This is a genomic window from Streptomyces sp. LE64, assembly GCF_052606915.1.
Genome location: NZ_CP199708.1, coordinates 4,057,987 through 4,083,327 on the forward strand (window position 1 = coordinate 4,057,987; position 25,341 = coordinate 4,083,327).

A 25,341-nucleotide genomic window follows, 5' to 3' on the forward strand; every position below is an offset into this window, starting at 1 on the left:
CCGTGGCCTGCGGGTGGCTATGCGGCCCAGTCGGAGGTGCGTCTCCTGCCGTCCCCGGGCCCGTGCCCCTGCTCCTCGCGGCCGGTCCACCGCGACCACAGGGCGCGCAGGGACCAGGGACCGGACGAATGCACGGCATTGACGCCGACGATGCCCAACCAGGTGACGGCCAGGCCGAACTTGCCGCCGTTGACGGCGCCTATCGCCGACAGGGGGATGGCCAGGATCATGCTGATCATGGCGAAGCCGAAGCGCTCCCCCCAGCGTTCGGCGGAGCGATCCGGGCTGCTCCCGCGGGCGACGACCATCTGGTGCTCGGCGAGTTGGCGTCGGACCCGGCGGTCGACCGCGGTGTCGACGCGCTGTTCGATCTTTTCCAGGAACGAGTCCACGAAGGCGGACTCGTACTCCTCGCCCAGGTCCTTGCGGGCCTGGAGGGTGGCGTCGAGTTCCTTCTTGAAGTCGGCATCGCGGGCTTCCATGACGACAAGCCTAGGCAGCGGGTGCCGGCGGCACACTGGGGTAATCCCCCCTCTTGACCTGTGGTTCCCCACCGGGCCGAAGGTGCGGAGCACCACGGGGAGCGCGGGCCGTGTCCCCTGCCGGCCGCGCTCCCCGTGCGCTCCCACTGTCCTGCGCCCTCCGGTGCCGTTGCGGGCGGTGGTGCGTGGTGCTCCCCGGGCGGTCACGGGCCGCGTTCCCCCGCGGTCGGGACCGCCCGGGCCGTTCACACGGTCAGCTCGTGCGGGTCACTGTGCGTGTAGACGCCCAACTCCTGGGCGCGTGCCCCCAGGGCCACCCGACCGTTCACCTCCCAACGCTTCATCAGGTTGTGCACCCGGCGCTGGACGGTGCGGTGTCCCACGCACAGGCGACGGGCCACGGCCGCGTCGTCGAGGCCCGCGTGCAGCAGGCGGAGAATGCGGATCTCGGTCTCGGTGGCGTCCGGTATGTCGGTCATCGGTGCTCCCCGTAAGGCGATCGGTGGTCAACGATCTCCTCCACTGTAAGAAGCCCGACCCCCTCTCGGCAGGCTCATATTTTTCCTCAAAGGTCAGTAAAGGGGCGGTCTAGCTGGCGTAATTGCGCCAGTGTGCATCCCGGTGGTCGACAACGACCGTCTTCCGGGGGATCGGCCCCCGCGCGGACGGCGGTCGGCACGGCCGACGGCTCGCTCGCCGCGGCTCGCCCCCGCGGGTCGGCGTTCCGGCCGGGCGATCCGCCCGGGGACGCTCCTGCGCGGTGCGACCCGGTGCGGCTGCCCTCGTCAGTCCCGCTCGCCCGCCCTGACCAGGCCCGCCTCGTACGCGGCGATCACCGCTTGGGCCCGGTCGCGGACCCGGAGCTTCGCGAAGAGCGCGGTGATGTGGTTCTTCACCGTCGACGGGCTGACGGCCATCTCCGCGGCGATGCCGGTGTTGTCCAGGCCGATGGCGATCAGCCGCCACACCTCCCGTTCGCGCGGCGTCAGTTCGTTCAGGACGCCCGAGGGGTCGGCCCCGGCGGCGGGCCGCGTCGGGCGTTGCGGGGCCGTCACGTACGAGGAGATGAGACGGGTCAGCAGGCGCGGGGCGACCACCGCCTCGCCGGTGTGGACCACGCGCAGCGCCGTGACGAGCTCCTCGGGCGAGACGTCCTTGGGCAGGAAGCCGCAGGCGCCCGCGCGCAGCGCGGCGACCACGTGCTCGTCCATGTCGAAGGTGCTCAGCGCCAGCACCCGGCAGTCCGGCACCTCCCGGGTGAGCCGTTCCGTCGCGGCGATGCCGTCCAGGACCGGCATGCGGATGTCCATGACCGTGACGTCGGGCCGTAGCCGCCGCGCGAGTTCCACGGCCTGGGCGCCGTCGGCCGCCTCGCCGACGACCTCGACGGTGGGTTCGGGTCCGAGCATGAGCACCAGGCCCCGACGGACCAGGAGTTGGTCGTCGACGACGAGCACGCGGACGGGCTCCGCCGCGGCCCCCGCGTCCGCCCCGTTCGTACCGTCCGTCGTCCCGCTCACCGCAGTGCTCCCGCTTCCTCCGACAGCGGCAGCCGGGCCGTGACCCGGTAGCCCGGTCCCTCCCGCCGGCCCGCCTCCAGGGACCCGCCGTGCAGCGCGACGCGTTCGCGCATGCCGATCAGGCCGTAGCCGGAGCCGGGCGCGGACCCGAGACCGCCGGCCGTCCCCTCCCCGTCGTCCAGGACGTCCACCGTCGTCCCGTGCTCCCCGTAGGTGAGGCTCACCCGCGCGCGGGCGCCGCTCCCCGCGTACTTGCGGGTGTTGGTCAGCGCCTCCTGCACGACGCGGAACACCGTCAGCTGCATGCCGGCCGGCAGCGGCCGGGGCTCTCCCCGCACCTCGAACTCCGTGGGCAGGCCCGCCGCGCACGACTCGGCGACGATCCGCTCCAGGTCGGCGATGCCGGGCTGCGGCGCGGTCGACTCCTCCCGGGCGTCGTCGGTGGCCCGCAGCACGTCGAGGAGCTGCCGCAACTCGTGCAGCGCCGTGCGCCCCAGGCCCTCCAGGGTGACGAGGGCGTCCCGCGCGACCTCCGGGTTCCGGTCGAGGTTGGCGCGGGCGCCGCCCGCCATCAGCTGCATCGTGGTGACGTGGTGGGCGACGATGTCGTGCATCTCGCGGGCGATGCGGCGGCGTTCGTCGGCCAGGGCCCGCTCGGCGAGCAGCCTGCGGTGCGCCTCGATCTCCTGCTGCCAGCGGTTCATCACCAGTGCGGCGACGACCACGAACAGCACGGCCGCGCAGTTCCCCGCGAGCTTCAGGACGGAACCCTGGGACCAGGGCTCCCGCACGGCCAGCGGCAGGGCCACGCTCACCAGCGCCGCCGGCACGTAGACGGCGGGCCCCCGGGCGCGGACGACCGAGTAGAGGGCGACGACCACGGCGGCGTTGAAGCCCTGGCCCACCGGCCAGCTCAGATGGACGGCGAGCCCGACGGCCAGGACGGCGGTGAGGGTGAGCAGCGGGGCCCGTCGCCGGGCGAGGAGCGTCAGCGCGGACGCCGTCATCAGCAGGCAGCCGGCCACCGGGACGAAGCCCTGGACGTCCTGACTGGTGAGGGTGAAGCCGATCAGGTCGAGGGCCGCCGCGCCGACCGCGACGAGGGCGTCGTCGCGGGTCCAGGGCAGGGCGTCGCCGCGGGGCGCTCGGTCGCGCCGTGCGGCGGGCGCGGTGCGGGTCGTGGGCATCGTGTTCCTTCCTCAGCCGCCTCGACGTCCATTCTCCCCGGGCTCCGGCCCGGGGCGTGGGGCCCGAGGACGATCCCGACCCGGGAGCAGGGTCCTGGTCGGGGGCCTCGCGGCACCGTGCTCCCGGCCGCCATCTCGTTCCCGGCTCGGAGGATCCGGCGCGTTCGCGCTGATGTGCTGGAGGCAGGCCGGAAAGCCCCGGCGACCCCACCCCTTCCCGCTGCCGGAGGCAAGCCGTGATCCGTGCCCTGACCGGGTTCTCCACCCGCCATCCCTGGAAGGTCATCGCCCTGTGGTCGGTGATCGGCATCCTCTTCGCCGTGGCCGCCGGAGCGCTGATGCCCCGCGCCTCGCAGGCGTCCAGCGGCGACTTCCTGCCGAAGGACTACGACTCGGCCGCCGCCCTCCGGGTCGCCGAGGAGAGGTTCGGCGTGGCCTCCGACGCCAGCGCCCTCACCGTCCTGGTCGGCAGGCCCGACGGGAAGCCGTTGACGGGACCCGACCGGAAGCACGTGGTCTCCGTCGCGAAGGAACTCGGCAGCCGTCGGGTGGTCATGCCGGACCCGCAGGACACCGCGACGACCGCCGACGACCAGATCCCGTTCCTGGCCACGGACTACTCGCAGACGCCCGAGGTCAGCGTGGGCATGACCGCCCCGGACGGCACCTTCGCCCTGCTGTCGGTACGCCTTGAGGGCAACACCGTCGACACCGGCATGCACAACCTGTTCCGGGCCTTCCGCGAGCAGGCCGAGGACGCCTTCGCCGACGTGGACCTGCGGACCGGGTTCACCGGCGGTCTCGCCGACCAGGTCGACACCCGAGACGCCGAGGAGACCACCCAGCGCGTCGTCGGCCTGCTGATGCTGGGCCTGATCGTGCTGGTGAACGTGCTGGTGTTCCGCAGCCCGTGCGCCGCGTTCATCCCGCTGCTCGCGGTCGTGATCGTGGGGGGCGCGGCGACCGGCGTCATCGTCGTCGGCGCCCTGCTCACCGGCATCAAGCTGGACGCCTCCACGCCCAGCATGATCGGCGTCGTCCTCATCGGCATCGGCGTCGACTACTTCCTGTTCCTGCTCTTCCGCTTCCGCGAACTGCTGCGGGAACGCCCCGACGCGCCCCCGCGCGCCGTCGCCGCCGAGGTCGGCTCCCGCGTCGGCACCGCCGTCACCTCCGCCGCGCTCACCATCGTGGCCGCCTTCGCCACCCTGGGCATCGCGACCTACGGAGGGTTCCGGGTGCTGGGGCCCGCGGTGGCCGTGGCCGTGCTCGTGATGCTCCTGGCCAGCCTCACGCTGATGCCGGCCCTGCTCGCGGTCACCGGCCGCCGGATGTTCTGGCCCTCCCGCGCCCTGAAGCGCGCCCCGCGCCCCGGGCTCGCCGGGCGGACCGGCGACCTGGTCGCCCGTGCCCCGCTGACCTCGCTCCTCGCCTCCGTCGCCCTGCTCGGGGCGCTCGCCGTGGGCGCGATCGGCATCCGCATGGACTTCGGCCAGGGCGGCACCCCGCACGAGACCCGGTCCGCCACCACCGCCGCCGAGATCGCCCGCGCCCTCCCGGCCGGCGTGTCCGACCCGGCCACCGTCTACGTCACCGCCGCCGAAGGCGACCGCGTCCCCACCACGGCCCTGGGCGGACTCTCCCGGGAGCTGGCCCGCGTCGAAGGCGTCGGCAAGGTCGGCGCCCCGGTCCTCAACGCGCAGCGCGACGCCGCCCGCATCGACCTCTACCTGACGGCCGACTCCCAGACGCAAGCCGCCCGCGACCTGGTCTCGGGGCCGGTGCGCGACACCGTCGCGGCCCACACCCCGAAGGGCCTCCGGGCCCATGTCGGCGGCACGGCGGCGGTCTTCGCGGACATCTCCAGCGCCGTCGACAAGGACCTGAAGACCGTCTTCCCGGTGGCGGCCGGCCTGATCGCGCTGATCCTGCTGGTGCTGCTGCGCAGCCTGCTCGCCCCGGTCGTGCTGCTGCTCTCCGTGGGCCTGTGCTTCGCCGCCACGCTCGGCTCCGCGACCCTCGTCTTCCAGCACGCGCTCGACGAGCCCGGCGTCAACTTCGTCCTGCCGCTGGTGCTCTTCCTCTTCGTCGTCGCGATCGGCACCGACTACAACATCCTGATCGGCGACCGCATCCGCGAGGAGATGGAGGGCCCGCGCACGGCCCGCGCCGCCGTCGCCCGGGCCGTACGCCACACCGCACCGGCCATCGCCACCGCGGGCGTCGTCCTCGCCGCGTCCTTCGGCAGCCTCGCCATCGGCTCGAACGCCTCCACCCAGCAGATCGGCTTCGCGACGGGGCTGGGGATCCTGCTGTCCGCGTTCGTCCTGTCGATCGTGCTGGTCCCGGCGGCGGCAGCGCTGCTCGGCCGCGGCATCTGGTGGCCGGTGCGCCCCGGCGGGCGTCGCGGCCACGGCGGGCACCCGGAGCACGTCGCACCGGTGCCCGGCGCGGCCGACCACCGTGCGGAATCCGCCACGACCACCGGCTGATCCCCTCCCGGCCCAGCCCCACCCGCCACCGGCCGGGGCCGAACCGACCACAGGCCCGGCCCGACCCGACTCAAGGGAGCAACCCATGTCCGCATCCCCCCGCACCGCATTCCGAGCGGCCGCGCTGACCGTGCTCGCCGCCCTCACCGCGGGCCTGTCACCACCACCCCCGCGGCCTTCGCGGCGAGTCCCGCCCGTACCCCCGACCCCGTGCAGCGGGAGCTGGACGCCCTGGTCCGCGGCGGCGGCGCGCCCGGCGCGCTGGCCGGGACCGTGCGGGCCGACGGCACGGTACGGCACCACACCGCGGGCGTCGGCGACCTGGCCACCGGTGCCAAGGTGCCCCGCGACGGCTCGATCCGGATCGGCAGCAACACGAAGGCGTTCACGGCGACGGTCGTGCTGCAACTGGTCGGCGAGGGCCGGGTCGGCCTCGACGAGCCGGTGGACGCGTACCTCCCCGGGCTGCTGCGCGGTGAGGGCGTCGACGGCCGGAGGATCACGGTCCGTCAGCTCCTCCAGCACACCAGCGGACTCCCCGAGTACCTGGACAAGCAGGCGGCGCTCACCGATCCGCGCCGCTACTACGAGCCCCGCGAACTCGTCGACCGCGCCCTCGCCCGCCCGGCCGAGTTCGCGCCTGGGGCCACGTGGTCGTACAGCAACACCAACTACGTCGTCGCCGGACTGCTCGTGCAGAAGGTGACGGGACGTCCGCTGGGCGAGGAGATCGAGAAGCGGATCACCGACCGCATCGGGCTGCGCCGCACCTACCTCCCGGCGCCCGGCGACATGTCGCTCCGGGGCAAGCACCCGCACGGCTACCAGAAGCTCGCCGAGGACGGCCCCTGGCGGGACTTCACCGAGATGGACCCCTCCTGGGGCTGGGCGGCGGGCGCCATGGTCTCCACCAACAGCGAGCTCAACCGCTTCTACCGCGCACTGTTCTCCGGCCGCCTCCTCGCTCCGGCCCAGCTCGCCGAGATGCGCACGACGGTCCCCACCGACGCCGAGGGGGCCCGCTACGGCCTGGGCGTCCTGAGCACCGTGCTGAGCTGCGGCGGCAGCTCCTGGGGCCACGGCGGCGGCATCCCCGGCTTCAGCACCTACGGCGGCGTCACCGCGGACGGCCGCGCGGTGAACGTCACGCTCACCACCATCCCGGACGGCGCCACGATCGCGCGGGCCGGAGCGCTCGTGGACCGGGCCTTGTGCCGCTGACCCCTTCGGCCGCGCGGCCGCGGACGTTACGTGGCATGCCGCCCTGAGCAGCCGACGCGGTACACCGCCCCTACGCCCCCTCCCGGGGCAAAAGAGGGACGCACGTCTCCGCTGCTGGTCTACACGAGGGTGAGGTGGAGGGCGAAGGCACCGAGGGCCTCCTTCTCCGGCGGGTAGATGTCACGGATCGCAGCGACGAGTTGGTCATGGGTCATGCCCGGACCGCCGATCGCGGCGGGCTCTTCGGCGTCCAGCATGGCGGCGAACGAGTCGTACTCCCGGACGGCCGAGATGCGGGTGGTCAGCGTCTCGTGTGCACAGGCGATGGTCAGGGTGTCCCCGGCGGCCATCTTTCGGATTTTCGGGTATCCGACGCGGACCTCGATGGTCTTCGCGCCGGACGCGATCAGGTCGAAGTACGGCTTGCGGATGCTGAGGGAGTGCTTGGCCCTCTGTTGGTCGCCGGTCACTTCTCGTCTCCTTCGGGCTCAGGCTCCGGTGGTTGTGGGCAGGCCCGTACGGGCGGTTGCGTCGGTGGCGGCCAGCCGTTCGCACAGGCCCTCGACTGCTGCCTGGCCGGGATAGCGGCGGGTGAGGTACGAGGTGAGGTCGCCAGCCCGGTGGCGTACGGAGTCGACGACGCGGGCGGAGCCGAGGGCCTGGTGGCCGAGGGCGACGGCGTCGTCGGGGTCGCCGAGGAGAGCATGGGCGAGGGCCATGTCGATGCGGGCGATGGCCTCCCGGCTTGGGGACCTCGACGCCGCAGGGGCTGCCTCGTAGGTTGCCAGGGCCTGTTCGGCGTGTCGGCGGGCTTCCTCGGCCTGGCCGAGCCAGATGAACGAGGTCGCCGGGTAGGAGGTGAGGGCGTAGTCGGCCAGCGGTAGCACGTCCATGCCGAAGCGGCGGGGCGAGCGGGGCGGCAGGAGCCGGTGGGCGTCCTGGGCTGCTCGGTAGGCGGTGGTGAAGCCGTCCGCATCGCCGTCGGCGGCGGCCGCGCGGGCGGCCTGGGCGTGCAGGCGTACGGTCAGCGGATGGGTGGCCGGGGCCTCGACGAGGCCCTTGAGGGCGGCGTCGCGGGCCTTGCCGGGCCGTTGCTCGTACAGGTTGATGGAAGCGGAGGCGTCCATGGCCCACGCGCACAGCTGGCCGTGTCCGGCCTGCTGGCCGTGGACGAAGGCGTCGGTCGCGAACGCCAGGCCGGTACGGGCGTCGCCGAGGTCGTGTGCGAGCCAGGCCAGGAGCTCGGACAGCCAGCCTGCGAACCCCAGCAGTTCGCGTTTCTGACGGTGGGTGTGCCGGCCTTTGAGGAGGGCATCGACCTTGCGCCGGTAGTCCATCACCGCGTCGAAGACGGCCCGGGGCGGCTTGAGCGAGTACGCCCGGTTGAACTCGGTGACCGCGAGGTCGAGGTGGTCCAGGGTTCCCGAGCCGAGCGAGGTCGCCTCGGCCTGCCGGGTGAACTCCATGGCCTCGGCCGCGGCCTGTTGCAGGATCTGGGCTGCGGCGGCGGGGGAGGCCACGGCCAGTCCGGCGAGCTTGACCGCGTCGCGACGCTTCGTTGCCCCCACCTCCGTGCCGGCCTGCGGACCGGCACCTGCGCCGACCGCTGTCCCTTGGAGAAGTGTTCCATCCGGGCCGTCCCCGTTCCCAAGCGGATCGGCATCGTCCTGGGCAGGGGCGGGGGAGTAGTCGCGGGCGAAGCCCAGCTCGACGGGGTTGGTGGCCAGCAGGCGGCACAGCAGGTCCTGGTAGTCGGGGCTGGGCAGGCCGCCGGCCTCCCAGTCCTTCCAGGACCGTTCGGACAGTCCCACCTTGGCCAGGTTCTCGTCCTCGACGAACTGGTGGGCGGCGGCGACGGCCTGGACGACGGTCCACCCCACCGCGAGGCGGCGGCACTTGAGTCGGCGGTGGCCGCAGTGGTCCTCGATCTGGGCCGCGATCCGCGCGATGAGGACCTGCGGCACCGGGTCGGGGGAGCCGGCCTCGCCCAGGGCCCGTTCACGTAAGGCTTTGCCGCACGAGATGTCGTGGACCACTTGGGTCTGCGGCTTCGCCTGGGATCTCACTGGTCGCCTCCCCCGCGAGCACGATGCGGGCGCCGGTTGCGCCGCCGGTGCTGGCCAACGGTTGCTTGCCTGACCCGGCAGGGGATCAAACCACCTGGCGAAGGCGGGTTCGCCGCCCGCAGGGTGCGGCCGTACCGCCCACGGGGGGCGGTTACCTCGCACTACCTGCGACGACGCGGGCAGATCACTCTGAATCCCGGCGCCGCGTCCGGCCGACGGACCCTTCGACATAGGCCGGCTCCCCTTCGGCGGTTGCGTCAGGGGCATCCGACCGGACGCGCCGCGCCCTCCACCCCGTCCACATGCCCCAGGCCCCGGCCCGGGCGAAAGACCGAGAGGGATTCCATGGAAGACGCACAACCGGCCGCAGCCCTGGCCGGGCAGATCGTCCAGCTCGACCGTCTGGACGGTTCGCTGATCGAGCGAATGCGGCACGAGGCCCTGACCGCCCCGGCGCCCTGGAAGGCCGAGTACGGCGACTTCCAGTCCGGCGGCTGGTGGACCACGTCGCTGATGAACGCCTCCGGCGACGCCGCCGACGTCAGGATCGCCGACGGCGCCGCCCGCCCCACCGCCCTGCTGGAGCACATGCCCGCCACCGCCGGCCTGCTGGCCGAACTGGGCCTGAACTACATGTGGGTGCGGCTCGCCAGGCTGGAGCCGAACGCCTTTCTGTGGGAGCACCGCGACTACGACGAGCTCGACCAGGTCGAACGCCACCGCCTGCACATCGCACTGCACACCAACTCCTCCGCGTTCCTGGTCACCGGCGGCACCAAGGTCCACATGGACGGTGGTCGGATCTGGCGGCTGACCCCGACCTACGCGCACGGGGTCTGCAACCTGCTCGGCCCGGACCGGATCCACCTGATCGCCGACGTCTACGCCGATGACGCCTACACCCGCCTCGCCCGGAACGCGGACGAGCCGACCAAGGCAGAGCGTCTGCCGTCCGCGTCGGAAGCGGAGCTGGCCGAGCGGATCGCCGCCGCCCGGCGCCTGGCCGACCTCGGGTACGTGGAGGCCGCCGAACAACTGCTGCTGCGGCTGTTCTACTCCTACGCCCTCCCCGAGGGCACCGCCTACGACCTGATCGCCGGCCTGCACACCGCGCTCGGCGACGCCGAGGCCAACCGCCGCTGGACGGCCGCGAAGTCCAAGCTCCTCGCCCTCGTCCCGTGACGCCGCCCGCACCTGTCCGCGCCACCACCAGCCCGGAAGGACTCCCGCTCATGCCCACCGCACTGTCCCTGGCCCCGGCCGAACTGCACCTGGCCGAACTCACCGAGGCCAACCGGCCCGCCCAGCTGCCGCTGCTGACCCGCATCGCCGGCCTCCTGTCGGCCTCCCCCGCCGTCACCCACCTGCTGGTACGCGGCTCGCTCGCTTCCGGCACCGCCGACCGCCTCTCGGACGTCGACTTCGTCGTCGGCGTCCACGACCGCGACCTGCCCGCCTTCACCTCGGCCCTGAACGACCTGATGACGGTCGCGGCCGGGGCCCTGCTACCCGGCTGGCGCGACACCATCGTCGCGGACCTCGGCGGCATCGGGTTCGTCTTCCTCGTCCAGCACGAGGGCAAGCTCCAGCAGGTCGACCTCTACATCGCGCCCGCCTCCCGGATCACCGCCCTGCGGCGCAAGGTCGGCGGCAAGATGCTGCTTCAGCGCCCGCCGGAAAGGATCACCACCTCCCAGATCGAGCAGGCTCGTGCCTGCCTCGCCGAGCAGGTGGGCCGGCCGAGTTCGTGCACCGAGCTGCTGATCGAGCATCTGGTTCTGGCGGTGCTGCTGCACAAGCGCATCCAGCGCGTGCAGCGGTTCGTCGCCTATGCCGAGTGGCACCAGCTGCACACCGCGACGAAGGACCTGATCAAGACCGCGCTCGCGCCGACCTCCAGGTTCTGGGGCTGGTACCAGCTGCGGGAGGAGCTCGCGCTCACCCCGATCGGCCGGGCCTGCCTGGCCGACCTGGACGCCGCGATCACCTCCCCGGCCGTCCCGGACGCCGCCGACGTCAACGACGCCCTGGACCGGGTGATCGCGCTGACGACACGGGCCTGCCCGAACGCCCTGGACGGCCTGGCGGACGCCCTGACCGCCTACCGCACCTACCTGGAGCTGGCGTGAAGCCCCAGGCCAGCCGCCTCCCCGTGCCGGCCACCGGCCGGGACGAGGCCCAGGGCCGGCAGAAGACGGCGGCGTTCTTCGGCGGCGTGGTCCCCGCCTCCCCGGGCGAGGAACGCCTCGCCGAAGAGGTCGGCATGGCCCTGGCCGGGGCCGGGTTCGCGCTGCTGCACGGCGGCTACAACGGGCTGATGGCAGCCGCCGCCCAAGGGGCCGCGGCCGAGGGCGGCACGGTCACCGCCGTCACCCTCGCCGCCAAGCACACCCAGTGGGGCGACTTCAACCCGTACGTCACCGACGAGGTTCACCTGCCCGACATCGGCGCCCGCCTCAACCACTACCTCGACTCGGCGGACCTGGTGGTCGCGATGGGCGGCGGGGTCGGCACCCTGCACGAGCTGACCGCCGCCCTCTACTACGCGAGCAACATCCGATCCGTTCCCGTCTGGATCACCGGTCCCACCGCGCTGAAACTGCTGGCCTTCCTGCGGCGCGAGAAGTGGCTGTTCGAGACGCTCACCCGGCCGCTTGGCTTCATCAGCCCGATCGCGTCGGCGGCCGCGTTCGCCACCCAGCTCCACACCTTGACAGCCGAGAAGGAGGCCGGAGCATGACCGCCACCACCACCGCCACCCTGGCGGCCCGGGTAGCCGAGACGGCCTGCGTCGCCGACGCGTTCACTCTGGCCGACGGACAGGTACTGGACGCGTACTTCGATGAGTACCGCATGGCCGCCCACCCGCAGTTGCTGCACGACGTCGCCGACGCGATGGCAGCCATCGTCCCCGAGGGCGCCGAGGTACTGGCCGGCATCGAGCTCGGCGGCGTCCCTCTGGTCATCGCCCTGTCGGCCGTGACCGGGCTCCCGGCCGCGTTCCTCAGGCGGCTGCCCAAGCGCTACGGCTCCAAGCGGCAGATCGAGGGCGCCGACGTCACCGGGCGGCGGGTCGTCCTAGTCGACGACGCGGTCCGCTCCGGCGGCCAACTGCTGGCCATGACCCGCATACTGCGGGTCGCCGGAGCTCCGGTCACCCACGCGCTGTGCGTACTGGAACGTCCGCTCGGCGGACGACTGCTGCTGGACGAGCACGGTGTCGCCCTCCATTCGCTGCTGACCGAGGCCGACCTGCCCATCGCCAAGGGGGCGGCGTCGTGACGGGGGCGGTGCTGTTCGACATGGACGGGGTCCTGCTGGACAGCCGCCACACGATGCTGGCCACCCTCGCCGGGATCGCTACCGTCGCCCTCGGACGCCGCGTCACCGCCGTCGACCTGCCACCGGACGCACTCACCAGCCCGCGAGTGGAGGTCCTGACCGGACTCGGCGTCGCCGAGGCGGACGAGCTCTGCGCGCTCTGGTGGGACCCGGCCCTGGCCACCGCCACCGGTACCACCCTGTTCCCCGGGGTGCTGGAAGGGCTGACGGCGATCAAGGGCGCCGGGATCGCGACGGGCCTGGTCACCCTGCAGACCCGCACCCGGCTGCCCTGGCTGCTGCCCCGGGCCGTCCTGGCACTGCTGGACGTGACCGTCTGCCGGGAAGACGCCGAGGCCAAACCCGCCCCGGACGGGCTCCTGCTCGCCCTGGGCAAGCTCGGTGCCGACCCGTTCGAGACGGCGTTCCTCGGTGACACGGTCGGGGACATCGCCGCCGCCCGCGCCGCAGGCATCACCCCGCTCGGGGCCGCGTGGGGCTATGCCGGACCCGCCGCCCTCAAGGCGGCCGGGGCCGCTGCGGTCCTGGACGATCCGATCCGGATCGGGCCCGGCCTGCTGGACTTCACGTCCTGCCCGAGGACCGGGCTCACGGCGACGGCACGCACACGCTGAGCGATCTTGACTCCCGACCCGCTACAGTCGTTGGAGCAGCAGATGTCAGGACAGCGCCTCTGGTGGTCTGCTGCACCACCGATGTGATCAACGGATCTGGAGTCAAGGTGCGGCCCATGGGGGCGCGAGCTATCTGCGTCGAGCCGGAGAACTGAGAACCCTCTCAGTCCCTAGTTCTCGACCCGGCTCGGCGTGTGATCTCCCCTCCCACCTTCCGCGACTCCTCCGTGAGGCCTTCCAGCCATGCGCTCGACGCAGATCCGTCAGACCTTCACCGACTTCTTCGCCTCCCGCGGCCACCAGCCGGTCCCCTCCAGCCCGCTGGTCCCGGACGACCCGACCCTGCTGCTTGCCAACGCCGGGATGAACCAGTTCAAGCCCTACTTCCTGGGCGAGGCCACCCCACCCTTCCCCCGCGCGACCAGCATCCAGAAGTGCGCCCGCACCTCCGACATCGACAACGTCGGCCGTACCAACCGGCACGCGACGTTCTTCGAGATGATGGGCAACTTCTCCTTCGGCGACTACTTCAAGGAGGACGCCATCGCCTTCGCCTGGGAGCTGCTGACCCAGGGGTACGGGCTGGAGAAGGACAAGCTCTGGATCACCGTTTTCGAGAACGACGACGAGGCCGAGCACATCTGGCGCCGCATCGGTGTCCCCGCCTCCCGCATCCAGCGCCTGGGCATGGAGGACAACTACTGGTCCATGGGCGTCCCCGGCCCCTGCGGACCGTGCTCGGAGGTCAACTACGACCGCGGCCCCGCCTTCGGCAAGGACGGCGGCCCCGCTGTCGACGGTGAACGCTACGTCGAGATCTGGAACCTGGTCTTCATGCAGTTCCAGCGCGGCGAAGGAGACAAGAAGGGCAACTTCCCCATCCTCGGCGAACTCGCCCGCAAGGGCGTCGACACCGGCCTCGGCCTGGACCGGCTCGCCGCCATCCTCCAGGACGCCCAGAACGTCTGCACCACCGACCTGCTCCTACCCACCTTCCACACCGTCCAGGACCTCGCCGGACGGGCCTGCCCGGACGAGGGCGAGGAGAAGGTGTCCTTCCAGGTCGTCACCGAGCACGCCCGCTCCATCGCCTTCCTGATCGCCGACGGCGTCCTGCCCGCCAAGGACGGCCGCGGCTACGTCCTGCGGCGCCTGATGCGCCGCGCGATCCGCCACGCGCGTCTGCTCGGCATCGACGGCCCTGTCCTGCCGGCCGCCACCGCCTCGGTGATCGGCAACCTCGGCAGCGTCTGGCCCGAGCTGAACACACAGGCAGCGCTGATCGAGCAGGTCGTCACCGCTGAGGAAGGGTCCTTCACCCGCACCCTCGCCCAGGGCACGAGGCTGCTGGACGCCGCGATCAGCCGCACCCGGCACAGCGGCTCGGCCGCCCTGCCCGGCGAGACCGCGTTCGAGCTCGCCGACACCTACGGATTCCCTCTGGAGCTGACCGTCGAGGCCGCCCGCGACGCCGGGCTGGCCGTCGACGAGGACCGCTTCGCCGCACTCCTGAACGAGCAGAAGAAGCGCGCGAAGGCCGGCGGCAAGGCCAAGACCGCCGAGGCCCTCAGGAAAATGGACACCTACCGCGAACTGGCCGCGCGCCTGCCCAGGACCGAGTTCCTCGGCTACGAGCACCTGACGGCGGAGGCCACCGTCACCGGCCTCATCTCCGGCGGCACCGTCGTCACCACCGCCGGGCGAGGAGTCGAGGTCGAGCTCGTGCTGGACCGCTCGCCCTTCTACGCCGAGGCCGGCGGCCAGATCGGCGACAGCGGCACCCTGGACCTCACCGACGGCACCCGCCTGCAGATCACCGACACCCGCTACGGCCTGGAGGGCTTCCGCGTCCACACCGCCCGCGTCCTCGAAGGCGAACTCCGCACCGGCTCCAGTGGCGAAGCCGTCGTGGACGCCGAACGCCGGGCCGGCCTGATGCGGTCACACTCCGCCACCCACATCCTGCACGCCGTCGTCATGGCCACCCTCGGCGAGCACGCCCGCCAGCAGGGCTCCCTCGTCGAGCCCGACCGGCTCCGCTTCGACTTCGCCCACTTCACCGCCCTCACCCCCGACCAGCTCCACCAGATCGAGCAGGCCGTCAACGGCCACGTCCTCGACGACCCGGCCGTGCGGGCCTGGTACGCCGACCGCGCCGAAGCCGAGGCCGCCGGCGCCATCGCCCTGTTCGGAGAGAAGTACGGCGACACCGTCCGCATCGTCGACATCGGAGACTTCTCCCGCGAGCTCTGCGGTGGCACCCACGTCGCCCACGGCTCCCAGGTCGGCGCCTTCCGCCTCCTGTCCGAATCCTCGATCGGCTCCAACCTCCGCCGCGTCGAAGCCCTCACCGGCCACGGCACTCTCCGCCACCTCGACACCGAACGGCGCCTGCTGAACGAACTCGCCGGCCTGCTCGGCACCCGACCCGCCGATACCCCCGACGGTCTGCGCAAGCGGTTGGATTCCCTCGCCGCAGCCCAGGCCGAGCTGGGGCGGCTTCGGGCCATCGAACTGGGCTCCCAGGCCGCACGGCTTGCCGAACAGGCGCGCCCGACCGGTGGCGGGCAGCTTGTCGCCCAGAAGATCACCGGAGTCACGCCGGACGAGCTGCGGCAACTGGCCTCCGAAACCTTGACCCATCTGCCCTCTGGGCCCGCGGCCGTGATCCTGGCTCTGGAGCACTCCGGCAAGGCCCTGCTCGTCGCGGCCATCACACCGCACCTGCTCGGTCACGGTATCCAGGCCGCCCAGGTCATCGCCCGCGCCGCGAAGACCGTCGGCGGGGGAGGCGGCGGCACCGGCGCCCTCGCCAGCGCGGGCGGACGCCGCCCCGAGCATCTCGACCAGGCCCTCACCGCGGCCGCCGAGGACGCCACCGCTCTGCTGACCCAGTGACGCAGGACCGCCGTCCGTGAACTTCCATCAGCCCCGCGTACGGGTGGCGGGAGGACGGATGCGCGTGGACGTGCCCCGCCTCGTACGGGCCGCCCGTTGCGCGTCCCCAACGGGCCGGGCACGGCCGGCGTCCACCGGTACTGCATACCGCCATGCAGGGGTCGTCGTTCCTGAATAGATTGGGGGGAGGGACGAGGCGCCGCCGGGGTGCCGGGGAAGGGGGAGCCGAGGACCATGAGGGGTCAGGGCGACGAGGCGGGCCGGGTCGAGGAGGGGGCCGCGCAGCGGCTGCGGAGGCTGTTCGAGGGGCACCGGTTGACCCCCACCCAACGGAGGCTGGCGCACTGCATGGTCAGCCGGGCCGCCGAGGTGCCGTTCCTGTCCAGCGTGGAACTCGCCGAACTCGCGGGGGTCAGCCAACCCTCGGTGACCCGGTTCGCGGTCGCGCTCGGCTTCGACGGCTATCCCGCGCTCCGGCGCCACCTGCGGGAGGTGGTCCCCGCGGAGACCGCCGCCGAGCGGCCCGAACGCACCGCCTACCAGCAGGCGGTGGACGCCGAGATCGACAATCTGCGCCAGCTGGCCGCCCTCCTGGCCGAGCCGGCTCCGGTGCGGGAGGCGGGGGCGCTGCTCGCCGCCTCCCGTCCGCTGCCGGTGCTGGGGCTGCGCGCGGCGGCGGCCCAGGCGTACGGCTTCGCGTACTTCGCGGCCAAGGTGCACCCCGACGTCCGGCTGCTGGACGGGGGCGGTTCGCTGCTCGCGGACCGGATCGACCGGGCGGCGGCGGCCGGGGCCGGGGCGCTGCTCTGCTTCGCCCTGCCCCGGTACCCGCGGGAGACGGTCGAGGCCCTGGAACAGGCGCGCGGCGCGGGGCTGCGGGTGGTGACCGTCGCGGACAGCGCCTTCGCGCCGGTGGCCGCCCTCTCCGACGTCCTGCTGCCCGCCCCGGTGGGCACCGGGCTGGCCTTCGACACGGCGTGCGCCCCGATGCTGCTCGGCCGGGTGCTCCTGGAGGCGATGTGCGACGCCCTGCCCGATGCCCAGGCCCGGTTGGAGGACTTCGACGCCCGGGCGGCGGCGCGGGCGCTGTTCGTGGAGTGACGCGGGCGGTCCGTACCGGCCCGCCGGTCGGGGCTGCGCCGTACGGGGGCGGGTCCCGCACGTCCTCATGGCGCCTTAAGGAACCGCGGGTAACCTGCGGTCCCGCCGGCGGGCGAGGGCCCGGGGCCGGAGCGGGAACGGGAGGCGCGGATGGCACGCGGACACGGCACGGACACGACGGACGGAACCGACCGGGGCGCCGGTACCGGCCGCACGGGCCGGGTGCCCCGGGACGGGCGGACGGCCCGTGCGCGGGGACGGCAGGGCAACCACGGGCTGGCGCGGGTGGCCGTGGTGGTGCGCGCCGGGGCGGCGCCGCTGTGGTGGGCGGGGGTGGTGGCCGCCGGCGCGGGGTTGTTGGTGCCGGGGCTGACCGGGCGGCGGATCGGTGTGTTCGCCGGGGCCGCGCTGTTCCTGGTCGCCGCTGCGGTCGTGGCCCGCACGGGCTTCGGGCGGTACGCGGAACTCGCCGGGCGGGCCGAACGGGCGGGGCGGCACGACGTGCTCCAGGACCGGGCGGTCACCGTACGGGCGTGGCGCCGCGGCCACCGCTGGTGGCTGGTGCTCGCGTTCCTGGTCGCGGCGGGTTCCTCGGTCGCGGTGCCCGCGGCGCTCGGCATGCTGCTGGCCGGGGTGGGCGTCGGCCGCTGGCTGAAGGCGGTCCGGATCGGTCGCCGCGAGGCCGGGGACGGGGTGCTGTGGTGGGTGCGCACCGACTGGTTGGACGCCCGCGGGGGCCGGCCCGTGGGGCCCGCCGTGCGGGCGCTGCGGACGACCGGGCCGGGCGCGGGCGACGCGGCTCCGGGCGGCGCCCGCCGCCGGGCCGCCCGCTGACCGGCCGGTTCCCCGTCAGATCTCCAGTTCGGCCTCGATGCGGCGCAGCTGGTGGCGGGCCATGGCCAGGTTGGCGCGGCCCTTGTCCAGCACCACGTACAGGAAGAGTCCGCTGTGGCCGCGGCCCCGGATCAGCCGGATGAGGTGGTACTGGGTGCCCAGGGTGATCAGGATGTCCTCGATCTCGTCCTGGAGGCCGAGGAGTTCCATGGTGCGGAACTTGGAGCGGACCACGTCGGTGTTGCCGGCGGCGGCGACCGCGAGGTCGAAGTCCTTGCCGCCGCCCGCGGTGCCCAGGGCCATGCCGCTGGTGTAGTCGACGAGGGCCGCGCCGATGAACCCCTCGATGGAGGTGGTGATGTCCTTGAGGGCGGCTTCGGTGGTGCTCATCTTGAGCTGACTCCTTGGTGGTCGAGGGCGTGCGGACGTCGGGAAGCGTTCGGTGTGCCGGGGCGTGCGGGGGCGGCCCCGGGGGGAGCCGGCTCAGGCTCGGGGGACGGGCGGGCCCCACTGGCCCGGGGATCCCGGATGTCTGACCGGGCGGGGCGAGAGGGGCGGCCGGGGCGCCTCGGGGTCGGGGCGTCGTGCGGGCGGCACGGTGGGCACGGCGGTGGGTACGGCGGCGCGGGCGGCGGCCTCGACGAGCGCGCCGAGCCGGGCGCCGCACCGGCGGCCCTCCAGGTGCAGCCGGCCGACGTTCACCCGGGCGTCGGCGATCAGGGTGAGGACACCGGCCCGGCCCGCGGCGTAGGTGGCCGCGTAGCCGTCGGTGCCGCGCACCAGGAGCTCCAGGAAGGGGCCCCGGCCGGTCGCTTCGGTGAGGCGGCTGCCGACGCCGAGCGCGGCGGCCGTCAGGGCCGCCACGGCTTCGGTCTCGACGCCGTCCGCGTCCTGGGCGAGGACGAATCCGTCGGCGCTGGCGAGCAGCGCCCCGGTGATCTGGGGGACCCGGGCGCGCAGTTCTCGCAGTTCGCCGAGTATGTCGGCTTCGGCGGCCATCAACGTTCTCCTCTCGGGCGCTGCCGATGCGCGCCGGGCCCGGGGCGGGGCCCCGCGGCCGGGCACGGGCGGGGCGCCCCCTCGTCGTCGCGGGGGCTCACTCCAGGACCAGTCCCCGTGCGAGGTCCCGCAGGCGCATGCGGGCCAGGGCGAGGTTGCCCGTGTCCCGGTCGAGCCACAGGTACACGAAGGCGTGGGTGTCGAACGCCGCGTCGGCGAAGTGCATCAGGTGGTAGGCGGTCGCGGTGGTGACCAGCAGGTCCTCGACCGCGGGCGGGGCCGTGGGGGTGGGGAGGTCGCCGAGCGCGCGGGGCGCGGGCGGCGCGAAGACCGTGTACTCGACGGCCGCGCGGGCCATGTCGGCGGTCTCCGCCGCCGTCACCTCGTGGTCCCCGCCGGAGGCTTCGCCGAGGGCGCCGAGGGCCAGGCCGCTGGTCCAGTCGACGACGGCCGCTCCCCGGGCTCCGGGCAGCGCCATCGCCTCCTGGAGGCACGCATCGATTCCGGGCACGCCGGTTTCCTCCCCTGGGCCCGCTCGGGCGTCGTGGCATCGGCACCGGAACCTCTGCCGTGGACCCGGTAATCGAAAGGCTACTCTACGCACATGAGTTTGGTGGACGGGTCCGGGCACTTTCCTCCGGAAGGTGCCCGGACCGACCGGAGGCGATCGCCGAACGAAGGGTTCCGGTCGGGTCGGAGCGGTCGGTCGTCCGCTTCCGTGCGGGGCCCGTCCCGCCGGCCAGGGCTCAGAACAGCAGCCCGTCCGGGTGTTCGCCGCCCGCCTCCGCGACCACCTCGGCGATCGTCTGGGCGCTGCGCACCGTGGCGAAGCTCACCCCGTCCGCGGTCCCGGCCGCACGGTCGCCGTCCGGTGCGGTGAGGAAGCCGTACACCGCGGGGCGGGGCAGTGCGTTGTACGCGTAGGGGTGGGCGAAGAAGTACGCGCCGGTGTCCAGCACCGCGACGTGGTCCCCCGGGGACAGCCGGGGCAGGGTGCGCCCGCGGGCGATCAGGTCGCCCGCGAAGCAGGCCGGCCCGGCGACGTCCTGCACCTCGGGCCGGGTGGGCAGCGGCACGCCCCGGGCGTCGTAGCCGGCGACGCGCAGCGGCCACTGCTCGGGGGCGTAGACGGTGCGGGCCGCGATCTGCGCCCCCGCGTGGGTGACCGCGATCCGTCGCCCGCCCGCCGACTTGGTGTACTCCACCCGGCTCAGCACCAGCCCGAATCTGGCCAGCAGCGCCCGGCCGAACTCGGTCACCAGCCGGTACCGCCCGTCGAACAGGGCCGGCACCCGGTGCGCCAACAGCCGTGCGTAGCGGGCGAAGCCGGGGTCCGGGTCGTCGGAGGCGAAGTCGACGGGGAGCCCGCCGCCGAGGTCCACCGTGTCCACCTGGCGCCGCCCGGCGCGGGCGTTGACCTCCTCGGCCAGGGCGTGGGTGCGGGCGACGCCCTCGACCATCAGGTCCGCCGGCACCCCCTGCGAACCGCTGTGCACGTGCAGCCGGGTCAGCCAGGGCCGGTCCAGGAAGGCGCGCACCACCCGTTCGCGTCCCCCCGGGTCGCCGAGCGCCACGCCGAACTTGGCGGTGGCGGTGGCGGTGGACAGGGCGTCGATGGTCCCCGCGCCGACCTGCGGGTTCACCCGGAGTCCCAGCGGCGGCAGCCGGTCGGCGCCGGCCGGCCCGTACGCCACCGCCAGGTCGTCCAGCCGGGCGAGTTCCTGGAGGTTGTCGGCGTTCACGGCGATGCCGAGGGCGAACGCCTCGCGCAGTTCGGCGGGGGTCTTGGCGGGGGAGTCCAGCACGGTCCGTTCGGCGGGGGTGCCGGCGGCCCGGGCGAGGGCCAGCTCGCCGGGGCTCGCGACCTCCGCACCGATCCCCTCGTCGCCCAGCAGCCGCACCACGGCGACCAGGGGGCACGCCTTCACCGCGAAGGTGTGCAGCACCTCGGTGCCGGGGGCGGTGGCGGCGGCGAAGGCGGCGTGCAGGGCCCGGGCGGCGGTGCGCACGCCGGTCACGTCGATCAGCGCCACCAGCGGTTCCCGGTCGGTGACCAGGCCCCGGGCCACGGCCGCGCGGACGGCCGTGTCGCGGCGGGCGACCAGGGCGGCGGCGTCGCTTCGGGGGTGCGGGGCGCGTTCGCTCGTGGGAGGCATGCGTCCAGCGAACCACCGCTCGGGCGCGCGGGCTTCCCCACCGCCCTATTGACTAGCTCTATTCAGAACTTCAGGATGTGAATGGAAAGTTGTCATGGGAGTGCGGGCGCCCCTCCGGCGGGCCCGCCGCGAGGAGGCAGACCGTGTCAGGACCCCGCCCCGTACGAGCGTCGCGCGGCACCGGACGCAGCGCCCTCGGCTGGCCGCAGGAAGCCGCCCTGCGCATGCTCCAGAACAACCTCGACCCCGAGGTCGCCGAACACCCCGACCGGCTCGTGGTCTACGGCGGCACCGGCAAGGCGGCCCGCGACTGGGCCTCCTACGACGCCATGGTCCGCACCCTGCGCACCCTCAAGCAGGACGAGACCATGCTCGTCCAGTCCGGCCGCCCGGTCGGCGTGATGACCACCCACGAGTGGGCGCCCCGGGTCCTCATCGCCAACTCCCACCTGGTCGGCGACTGGGCCAACTGGGAGGAGTTCCGCCGCCTCGAAGCCCTCGGCCTCACCATGTACGGGCAGATGACCGCCGGCTCCTGGATCTACATCGGCACCCAGGGCATCCTCCAGGGCACCTACGAGACCTTCGCCGCCGTCGCCGCCAAACGGTTCGGCGGCACCCTCGCCGGAACCATCACCCTCACCGCCGGACTCGGCGGCATGGGCGGCGCCCAACCGCTCGCCGTCACCATGAACGACGGCGTCGCCCTCTGCATCGACTGCGACCCGCGCGCCATCGAACGCCGCATCGAGCACCGCTACCTCGACGTGCGCGCCGACTCCCTCGACCACGCCCTGCGGCTCGCCGTCGAAGCCCGCGACGCCCGCCGCCCGCTCTCCGTCGGGGTGCTCGGCAACGCCGCCGAGGTGCTGCCCCGGCTCCTCGCCGAGGGCGCGCCCGTCGACATCGTCACCGACCAGACCTCCGCCCACGACCCCCTCGCCTACCTCCCCCTCGGCGTCGACCTCGCCGACATGGCGACGTACGCGGCCGAGGACCCCGCCGGCTTCACCGCCCGCGCTCGCGAGTCCATGGCCCGGCACGTCGAGGCCATGGTGGGCTTCCAGGACGCCGGCGCCGAGGTCTTCGACTACGGCAACAGCATCCGCGGCGAGGCACAACTCGCTGGGTACGCACGGGCCTTCGACTTCCCCGGCTTCGTCCCCGCCTACATCCGCCCGCTGTTCTGCGAGGGCCGCGGACCCTTCCGCTGGGCCGCCCTGTCCGGCGACCCCGAGGACATCGCCGCCACCGACCGTGCGGTCCTCGACCTCTTCCCCGAGAACGAGTCGCTGCGCCGCTGGATCACCCTCGCCGGGGAGCGCGTCGCCTACCAGGGGCTGCCCGCCCGGATCTGCTGGCTCGGCCAGGGCGAACGCGACCGCGCCGGCGAACGCTTCAACGACATGGTCGCCAGCGGAGAGCTGTCCGCGCCCGTCGTCATCGGCCGCGACCACCTCGACTGCGGCTCCGTCGCCTCCCCCTACCGCGAGACCGAGGCCATGCGCGACGGCTCCGACGCGATCGCCGACTGGCCGCTGCTCAACGCCATGGTCAACGTCGCCTCCGGCGCCTCCTGGGTCTCCCTCCACCACGGCGGCGGGGTCGGCATGGGCCGCTCGATCCACGCCGGCCAGGTCACCGTCGCCGACGGCACCCCGCTCGCCGGCGAGAAGATCCGCCGGGTCCTCACCAACGACCCCGGCATGGGCGTCATCCGGCACGTGGACGCCGGCTACGAGAGCGCCGAACGCGTCGCTGCCCGGCAGGGCGTGCGCATCCCCATGCGGGAGGACGGGTGACCTTCCACCGGATGTGGCGCGACCTCGCCCCCCTGGGCCGCGACCCGCGCACCGGCGGCTACCGCCGCCACGCCTGGACCCCCGCCGACGCCGAGTGCCGTGCCTGGTTCCGCGCCGAGGCCGAACGGCGCGCCCTCGCCTACGAGGTCGACCGCAACGGCAACCAGTGGGCCTGGCACGGCGACCCGACCGTCGGCGACGCCGTGGTGACCGGCTCGCACCTCGACTCCGTCCCGGACGGCGGCGCCTTCGACGGCCCCCTCGGCGTGGTCTCCGCCTTCGCTGCCCTGGACGAACTCCTCTCCCGCGGGGCACGGTTCACCCGCCCCCTCGGCATCGTCAACTTCGGCGACGAGGAGGGCGCCCGCTTCGGACTGGCCTGCGTCGGCTCCCGCCTCACCGCCGGACACCTCACCCGGGAGCAGGCGTTCGCCCTCACCGACGCCGACGGCACCACCCTGCCCGCCGCCCTGGCCGCCGCCGGACACGATCCGGAGGCCATCGGCCCCGACCCCGAACGGCTCGCCCGCATCGGCGCCTTCGTGGAGCTCCACGTCGAACAGGGCCGGGCCCTCGACCTCACCGACCACCCGGTCGGCGTGGCCGCCGCGATCTGGCCGCACGGCCGCTGGCGCTTCGACTTCCACGGCGAGGCCAACCACGCCGGCACCACCCGGCTCGTCGACCGCCGCGACCCGATGCTCCCCTACGCCGCCACCGTCCTGGCCGCCCGCGAGGCGGCGAGGAGCGCCGGCGCCGTCGCCACCTTCGGCAAGGTCGCCGTCGAACCCAACGGCGTCAACGCCGTGCCCTCCCTCGTCCGCGGCTGGCTGGACTCCCGCGCCGCCGACCGGACGACCCTCGACCGGGTCGTCTCCGACGTCGAACGGGCCGCCCGCGACCACGCCGAACAGCACCGCGTCCGGCTCGCCGTCACCCGCGAGTCCTTCACCCCCGTCGTCGAGTTCGCCCACGCCCTGCGCGACGAACTCGGCCGGCTGCTCACCCGCGACGGCACCCGCCCACCGGTGCCCGTCCTCGCCACGGGCGCGGGACACGACGCCGGAATCCTCGCCGGCAGCGTCCCGACCGCGATGCTGTTCGTGCGCAACCCCACCGGCGTCTCCCACTCCCCGGCCGAACGGGCGACCGAGGACGACTGTCTCGCGGGGGTGGCCGCGCTCACCGACGTACTGGAAGGACTCGCATGCCGATGACGCCGGAACCGGGCTCCGCCGTGCCGCGCACCTACTGGCTGGAGTACGCCTGGCTGGACCCGTCCGCCGAACCCGGCGTCCTCCTGGAGACCGGTGCGGACGGCCGCGTCCACGCCGTCCGCACCGAGGTGCCCACCCCGCCGCCCGGCGCCGAAGTGCTGCGCGGACTGACCCTGCCCGGCTTCGCCAACGCCCACTCCCACGCCTTCCACCGGGCCCTGCGCGGCCGGGTCCAGGCCGGCTCGGGCACCTTCTGGACCTGGCGCGACGTCATGTACTCGGTCGCCGACCGGCTCGACCCGCAGACCTACCACGCCCTGGCCCGCGCCGTGTACGCGGAGATGGCGCTCGCCGGGACCACCGTCGTCGGCGAGTTCCACTACCTGCACCACGGACCCCGCGGCACCCGCTACGCCGACCCCAACGCGATGGGCGAGGCCCTGGTCGAAGCCGCGGCCGACGCCGGGATCCGCCTCACCCTGCTGGACACCGCCTACCTCTCCGCCGGCTTCGGCGAGCCCCCCACCCACCACCAGCTCCGGTTCTCCGACGGCTCCGCCGGGGCCTGGGCCGAACGGGCCTCGGCCCTGCGCGAATCCCCGCACACCCGCATCGGCGCCGCCATCCACTCCGTCCGGGCGGTGCCCGCCGACCAGTTCGGCCCCGTCGTGCAGTGGGCCGCCGAACGCGGCGCCCCGCTGCACGTCCACGTCTCCGAACAGCCCGCCGAGAACGAAGCCTGCCAGCGCGCGTACGGCTGCACCCCCGCCCGGCTCCTCGCCGACCACGGGGTCCTCGGCCCCCGCACCACCGGCGTCCACCACACCCACCTCACCCCCGCCGACATCGACCTCATCGGCTCCTCGTCCACCGGCACCTGCATGTGCCCCACCACCGAACGCGACCTCGCGGACGGCATCGGCCCCGCCCGGGACCTCCAGCGCGCCGGCTCCCCGCTCAGCCTCGGCTCCGACAGCCACGCCGTCATCGACCCGCTGGAGGAGGCCCGCGCCCTGGAGCTGAACGAGCGGCTGCGCACCCGCATCCGCGGCCACTGGACCACCGCCGCCCTGCTGCACGCCGCCTCGCCCGCCGGCTACGCCGCCCTCGGCTGGCCGGACGGCGGCACCCTCGCCCCGGGCGCCCTCGCCGACTTCACCACCGTCGCCCTCGACACCGTCCGCACCGCGGGCACCCCGTCCCGCCTGGTCGCCGAGGCCGCCGTGTTCGCCGCCACCGCCGCCGACGTCCGTCACACCGTGGTCGCCGGCCGGCACGTGGTCCGCGACGGCGTCCACACCACGGTGCCCGACCCGGCCGCAGCGCTGCGCGAGGCGATCGCGGCACTGAGCGGCTAGGCTCTCCTCGTACGTCTGTGCGAATTCCCTGGGGTGTGGAGGAGCCGCCACC

At 73.8% G+C, this 25,341-nt stretch carries 23 protein-coding genes; 13 read left to right on the plus strand and 10 right to left on the minus strand.

Going from position 1 to position 25,341, the window contains the following annotated elements; translation table 11 throughout:
• Positions 1-17: 17 nt before the first annotated feature.
• The 4 genes from ACSMX9_RS18410 to ACSMX9_RS18425 all read right to left on the minus strand — a co-directional run bounded on the left by ACSMX9_RS18410 (position 18) and on the right by ACSMX9_RS18425 (position 3,189).
• Complete coding sequence (locus ACSMX9_RS18410) at positions 18-482, minus strand: hypothetical protein (RefSeq protein ID WP_445395265.1); 465 nt, start codon at positions 480-482, stop codon at positions 18-20.
• 245 nt (positions 483-727) lie between these two features.
• Positions 728-961 (minus strand): LuxR C-terminal-related transcriptional regulator, encoded by a 234-nt coding sequence (locus ACSMX9_RS18415; protein WP_445395267.1) that lies wholly within the window; start codon positions 959-961, stop codon positions 728-730.
• Between the two features lie 306 nt (positions 962-1,267).
• Positions 1,268-2,002 carry a response regulator gene (locus ACSMX9_RS18420; RefSeq protein ID WP_445395269.1) on the minus strand — a complete coding sequence of 245 codons (735 nt, stop codon included), beginning with the start codon at positions 2,000-2,002 and terminating at the stop codon, positions 1,268-1,270.
• Positions 1,999-3,189, minus strand: a complete 1,191-nt coding sequence (locus ACSMX9_RS18425) for a sensor histidine kinase (RefSeq protein ID WP_445395271.1) — start codon at positions 3,187-3,189, stop codon at positions 1,999-2,001. The genes ACSMX9_RS18420 and ACSMX9_RS18425 overlap by 4 nt, the downstream gene beginning before the upstream one ends.
• A 236-nt stretch (positions 3,190-3,425) precedes the next feature.
• Here ACSMX9_RS18425 and ACSMX9_RS18430 point away from each other — a divergent pair, with 236 nt between their 5' ends.
• Positions 3,426-5,681, plus strand: a complete 2,256-nt coding sequence (locus tag ACSMX9_RS18430; RefSeq protein ID WP_445395273.1) for an MMPL family transporter — start codon at positions 3,426-3,428, stop codon at positions 5,679-5,681.
• 210 nt (positions 5,682-5,891) lie between these two features.
• Complete coding sequence (locus ACSMX9_RS18435; protein ID WP_445395275.1) at positions 5,892-6,902, plus strand: serine hydrolase domain-containing protein; 1,011 nt, start codon at positions 5,892-5,894, stop codon at positions 6,900-6,902.
• Between the two features lie 119 nt (positions 6,903-7,021).
• On the opposite strand, the gene ACSMX9_RS18440 is transcribed toward ACSMX9_RS18435, so the two are convergent.
• Both ACSMX9_RS18440 and ACSMX9_RS18445 read right to left on the minus strand, forming a co-directional pair.
• The gene (locus tag ACSMX9_RS18440; protein WP_445395277.1) at positions 7,022-7,372 is read right to left on the minus strand and encodes an ASCH domain-containing protein; all 351 of its coding nucleotides are present in this window, start codon (positions 7,370-7,372) and stop codon (positions 7,022-7,024) included.
• Between the two features lie 18 nt (positions 7,373-7,390).
• A complete protein-coding gene (locus ACSMX9_RS18445) occupies positions 7,391-8,968 on the minus strand; it encodes a tetratricopeptide repeat protein (protein ID WP_445395279.1) in 1,578 nt (525 codons plus the stop codon).
• Positions 8,969-9,313: 345 nt separating this feature from the next.
• Between ACSMX9_RS18445 and ACSMX9_RS18450 the strand changes: the two genes are divergently transcribed.
• The 8 genes from ACSMX9_RS18450 (at position 9,314) to ACSMX9_RS18485 (ending at position 17,757) form a co-directional block, all read left to right on the plus strand.
• Positions 9,314-10,150 carry an aspartyl/asparaginyl beta-hydroxylase domain-containing protein gene (locus ACSMX9_RS18450; protein WP_445395281.1) on the plus strand — a complete coding sequence of 279 codons (837 nt, stop codon included), beginning with the start codon at positions 9,314-9,316 and terminating at the stop codon, positions 10,148-10,150.
• Between the two features lie 50 nt (positions 10,151-10,200).
• The gene (locus tag ACSMX9_RS18455) at positions 10,201-11,097 is read left to right on the plus strand and encodes a nucleotidyltransferase domain-containing protein (protein ID WP_445395282.1); all 897 of its coding nucleotides are present in this window, start codon (positions 10,201-10,203) and stop codon (positions 11,095-11,097) included.
• Entirely contained in the window at positions 11,094-11,708 is a 615-nt protein-coding gene (locus ACSMX9_RS18460; protein WP_445395284.1) for an SLOG cluster 4 domain-containing protein, read from the plus strand. Before ACSMX9_RS18455 ends, ACSMX9_RS18460 begins: the two co-directional genes overlap by 4 nt.
• Positions 11,705-12,250, plus strand: coding sequence for an orotate phosphoribosyltransferase (locus ACSMX9_RS18465; RefSeq protein WP_445395286.1), 546 nt, complete (start codon positions 11,705-11,707; stop codon positions 12,248-12,250). The genes ACSMX9_RS18460 and ACSMX9_RS18465 overlap by 4 nt, the downstream gene beginning before the upstream one ends.
• Positions 12,247-12,924 (plus strand): HAD family hydrolase, encoded by a 678-nt coding sequence (locus ACSMX9_RS18470; protein WP_445395288.1) that lies wholly within the window; start codon positions 12,247-12,249, stop codon positions 12,922-12,924. Before ACSMX9_RS18465 ends, ACSMX9_RS18470 begins: the two co-directional genes overlap by 4 nt.
• A 243-nt stretch (positions 12,925-13,167) precedes the next feature.
• Positions 13,168-15,822, plus strand: a complete 2,655-nt coding sequence (gene alaS / locus ACSMX9_RS18475; protein ID WP_445395290.1) for an alanine--tRNA ligase — start codon at positions 13,168-13,170, stop codon at positions 15,820-15,822.
• 234 nt (positions 15,823-16,056) lie between these two features.
• Entirely contained in the window at positions 16,057-16,923 is an 867-nt protein-coding gene (locus ACSMX9_RS18480) for a MurR/RpiR family transcriptional regulator (RefSeq protein WP_445395292.1), read from the plus strand.
• A gap of 285 nt (positions 16,924-17,208) precedes the next feature.
• Positions 17,209-17,757: a hypothetical protein gene (locus tag ACSMX9_RS18485; RefSeq protein ID WP_445403022.1), complete on the plus strand. Its 549-nt coding sequence runs from the start codon at positions 17,209-17,211 to the stop codon at positions 17,755-17,757.
• Between the two features lie 15 nt (positions 17,758-17,772).
• Here ACSMX9_RS18485 and ACSMX9_RS18490 read toward each other — a convergent pair whose 3' ends face one another.
• The 4 genes from ACSMX9_RS18490 to ACSMX9_RS18505 all read right to left on the minus strand — a co-directional run bounded on the left by ACSMX9_RS18490 (position 17,773) and on the right by ACSMX9_RS18505 (position 20,912).
• Positions 17,773-18,147, minus strand: coding sequence for a hypothetical protein (locus tag ACSMX9_RS18490; RefSeq protein ID WP_351242881.1), 375 nt, complete (start codon positions 18,145-18,147; stop codon positions 17,773-17,775).
• Between the two features lie 93 nt (positions 18,148-18,240).
• Positions 18,241-18,756 carry a roadblock/LC7 domain-containing protein gene (locus ACSMX9_RS18495; RefSeq protein ID WP_445395294.1) on the minus strand — a complete coding sequence of 172 codons (516 nt, stop codon included), beginning with the start codon at positions 18,754-18,756 and terminating at the stop codon, positions 18,241-18,243.
• A gap of 97 nt (positions 18,757-18,853) precedes the next feature.
• Positions 18,854-19,267 (minus strand): hypothetical protein, encoded by a 414-nt coding sequence (locus ACSMX9_RS18500; RefSeq protein WP_351242877.1) that lies wholly within the window; start codon positions 19,265-19,267, stop codon positions 18,854-18,856.
• Between the two features lie 235 nt (positions 19,268-19,502).
• Positions 19,503-20,912, minus strand: coding sequence for a diaminopimelate decarboxylase (locus ACSMX9_RS18505; protein ID WP_445395296.1), 1,410 nt, complete (start codon positions 20,910-20,912; stop codon positions 19,503-19,505).
• A 143-nt stretch (positions 20,913-21,055) separates the two neighbouring features.
• Here ACSMX9_RS18505 and hutU point away from each other — a divergent pair, with 143 nt between their 5' ends.
• From hutU to ACSMX9_RS18520, 3 genes are read left to right on the plus strand one after another with little or no spacing between them, the layout of a single operon-like run.
• Complete coding sequence (gene hutU / locus ACSMX9_RS18510; RefSeq protein ID WP_445395298.1) at positions 21,056-22,714, plus strand: urocanate hydratase; 1,659 nt, start codon at positions 21,056-21,058, stop codon at positions 22,712-22,714.
• Positions 22,711-23,931 carry an allantoate amidohydrolase gene (locus ACSMX9_RS18515; RefSeq protein ID WP_445395300.1) on the plus strand — a complete coding sequence of 407 codons (1,221 nt, stop codon included), beginning with the start codon at positions 22,711-22,713 and terminating at the stop codon, positions 23,929-23,931. Before hutU ends, ACSMX9_RS18515 begins: the two co-directional genes overlap by 4 nt.
• Entirely contained in the window at positions 23,928-25,289 is a 1,362-nt protein-coding gene (locus tag ACSMX9_RS18520) for a formimidoylglutamate deiminase (RefSeq protein ID WP_445395302.1), read from the plus strand. Before ACSMX9_RS18515 ends, ACSMX9_RS18520 begins: the two co-directional genes overlap by 4 nt.
• Positions 25,290-25,341 lie beyond the last annotated feature (52 nt).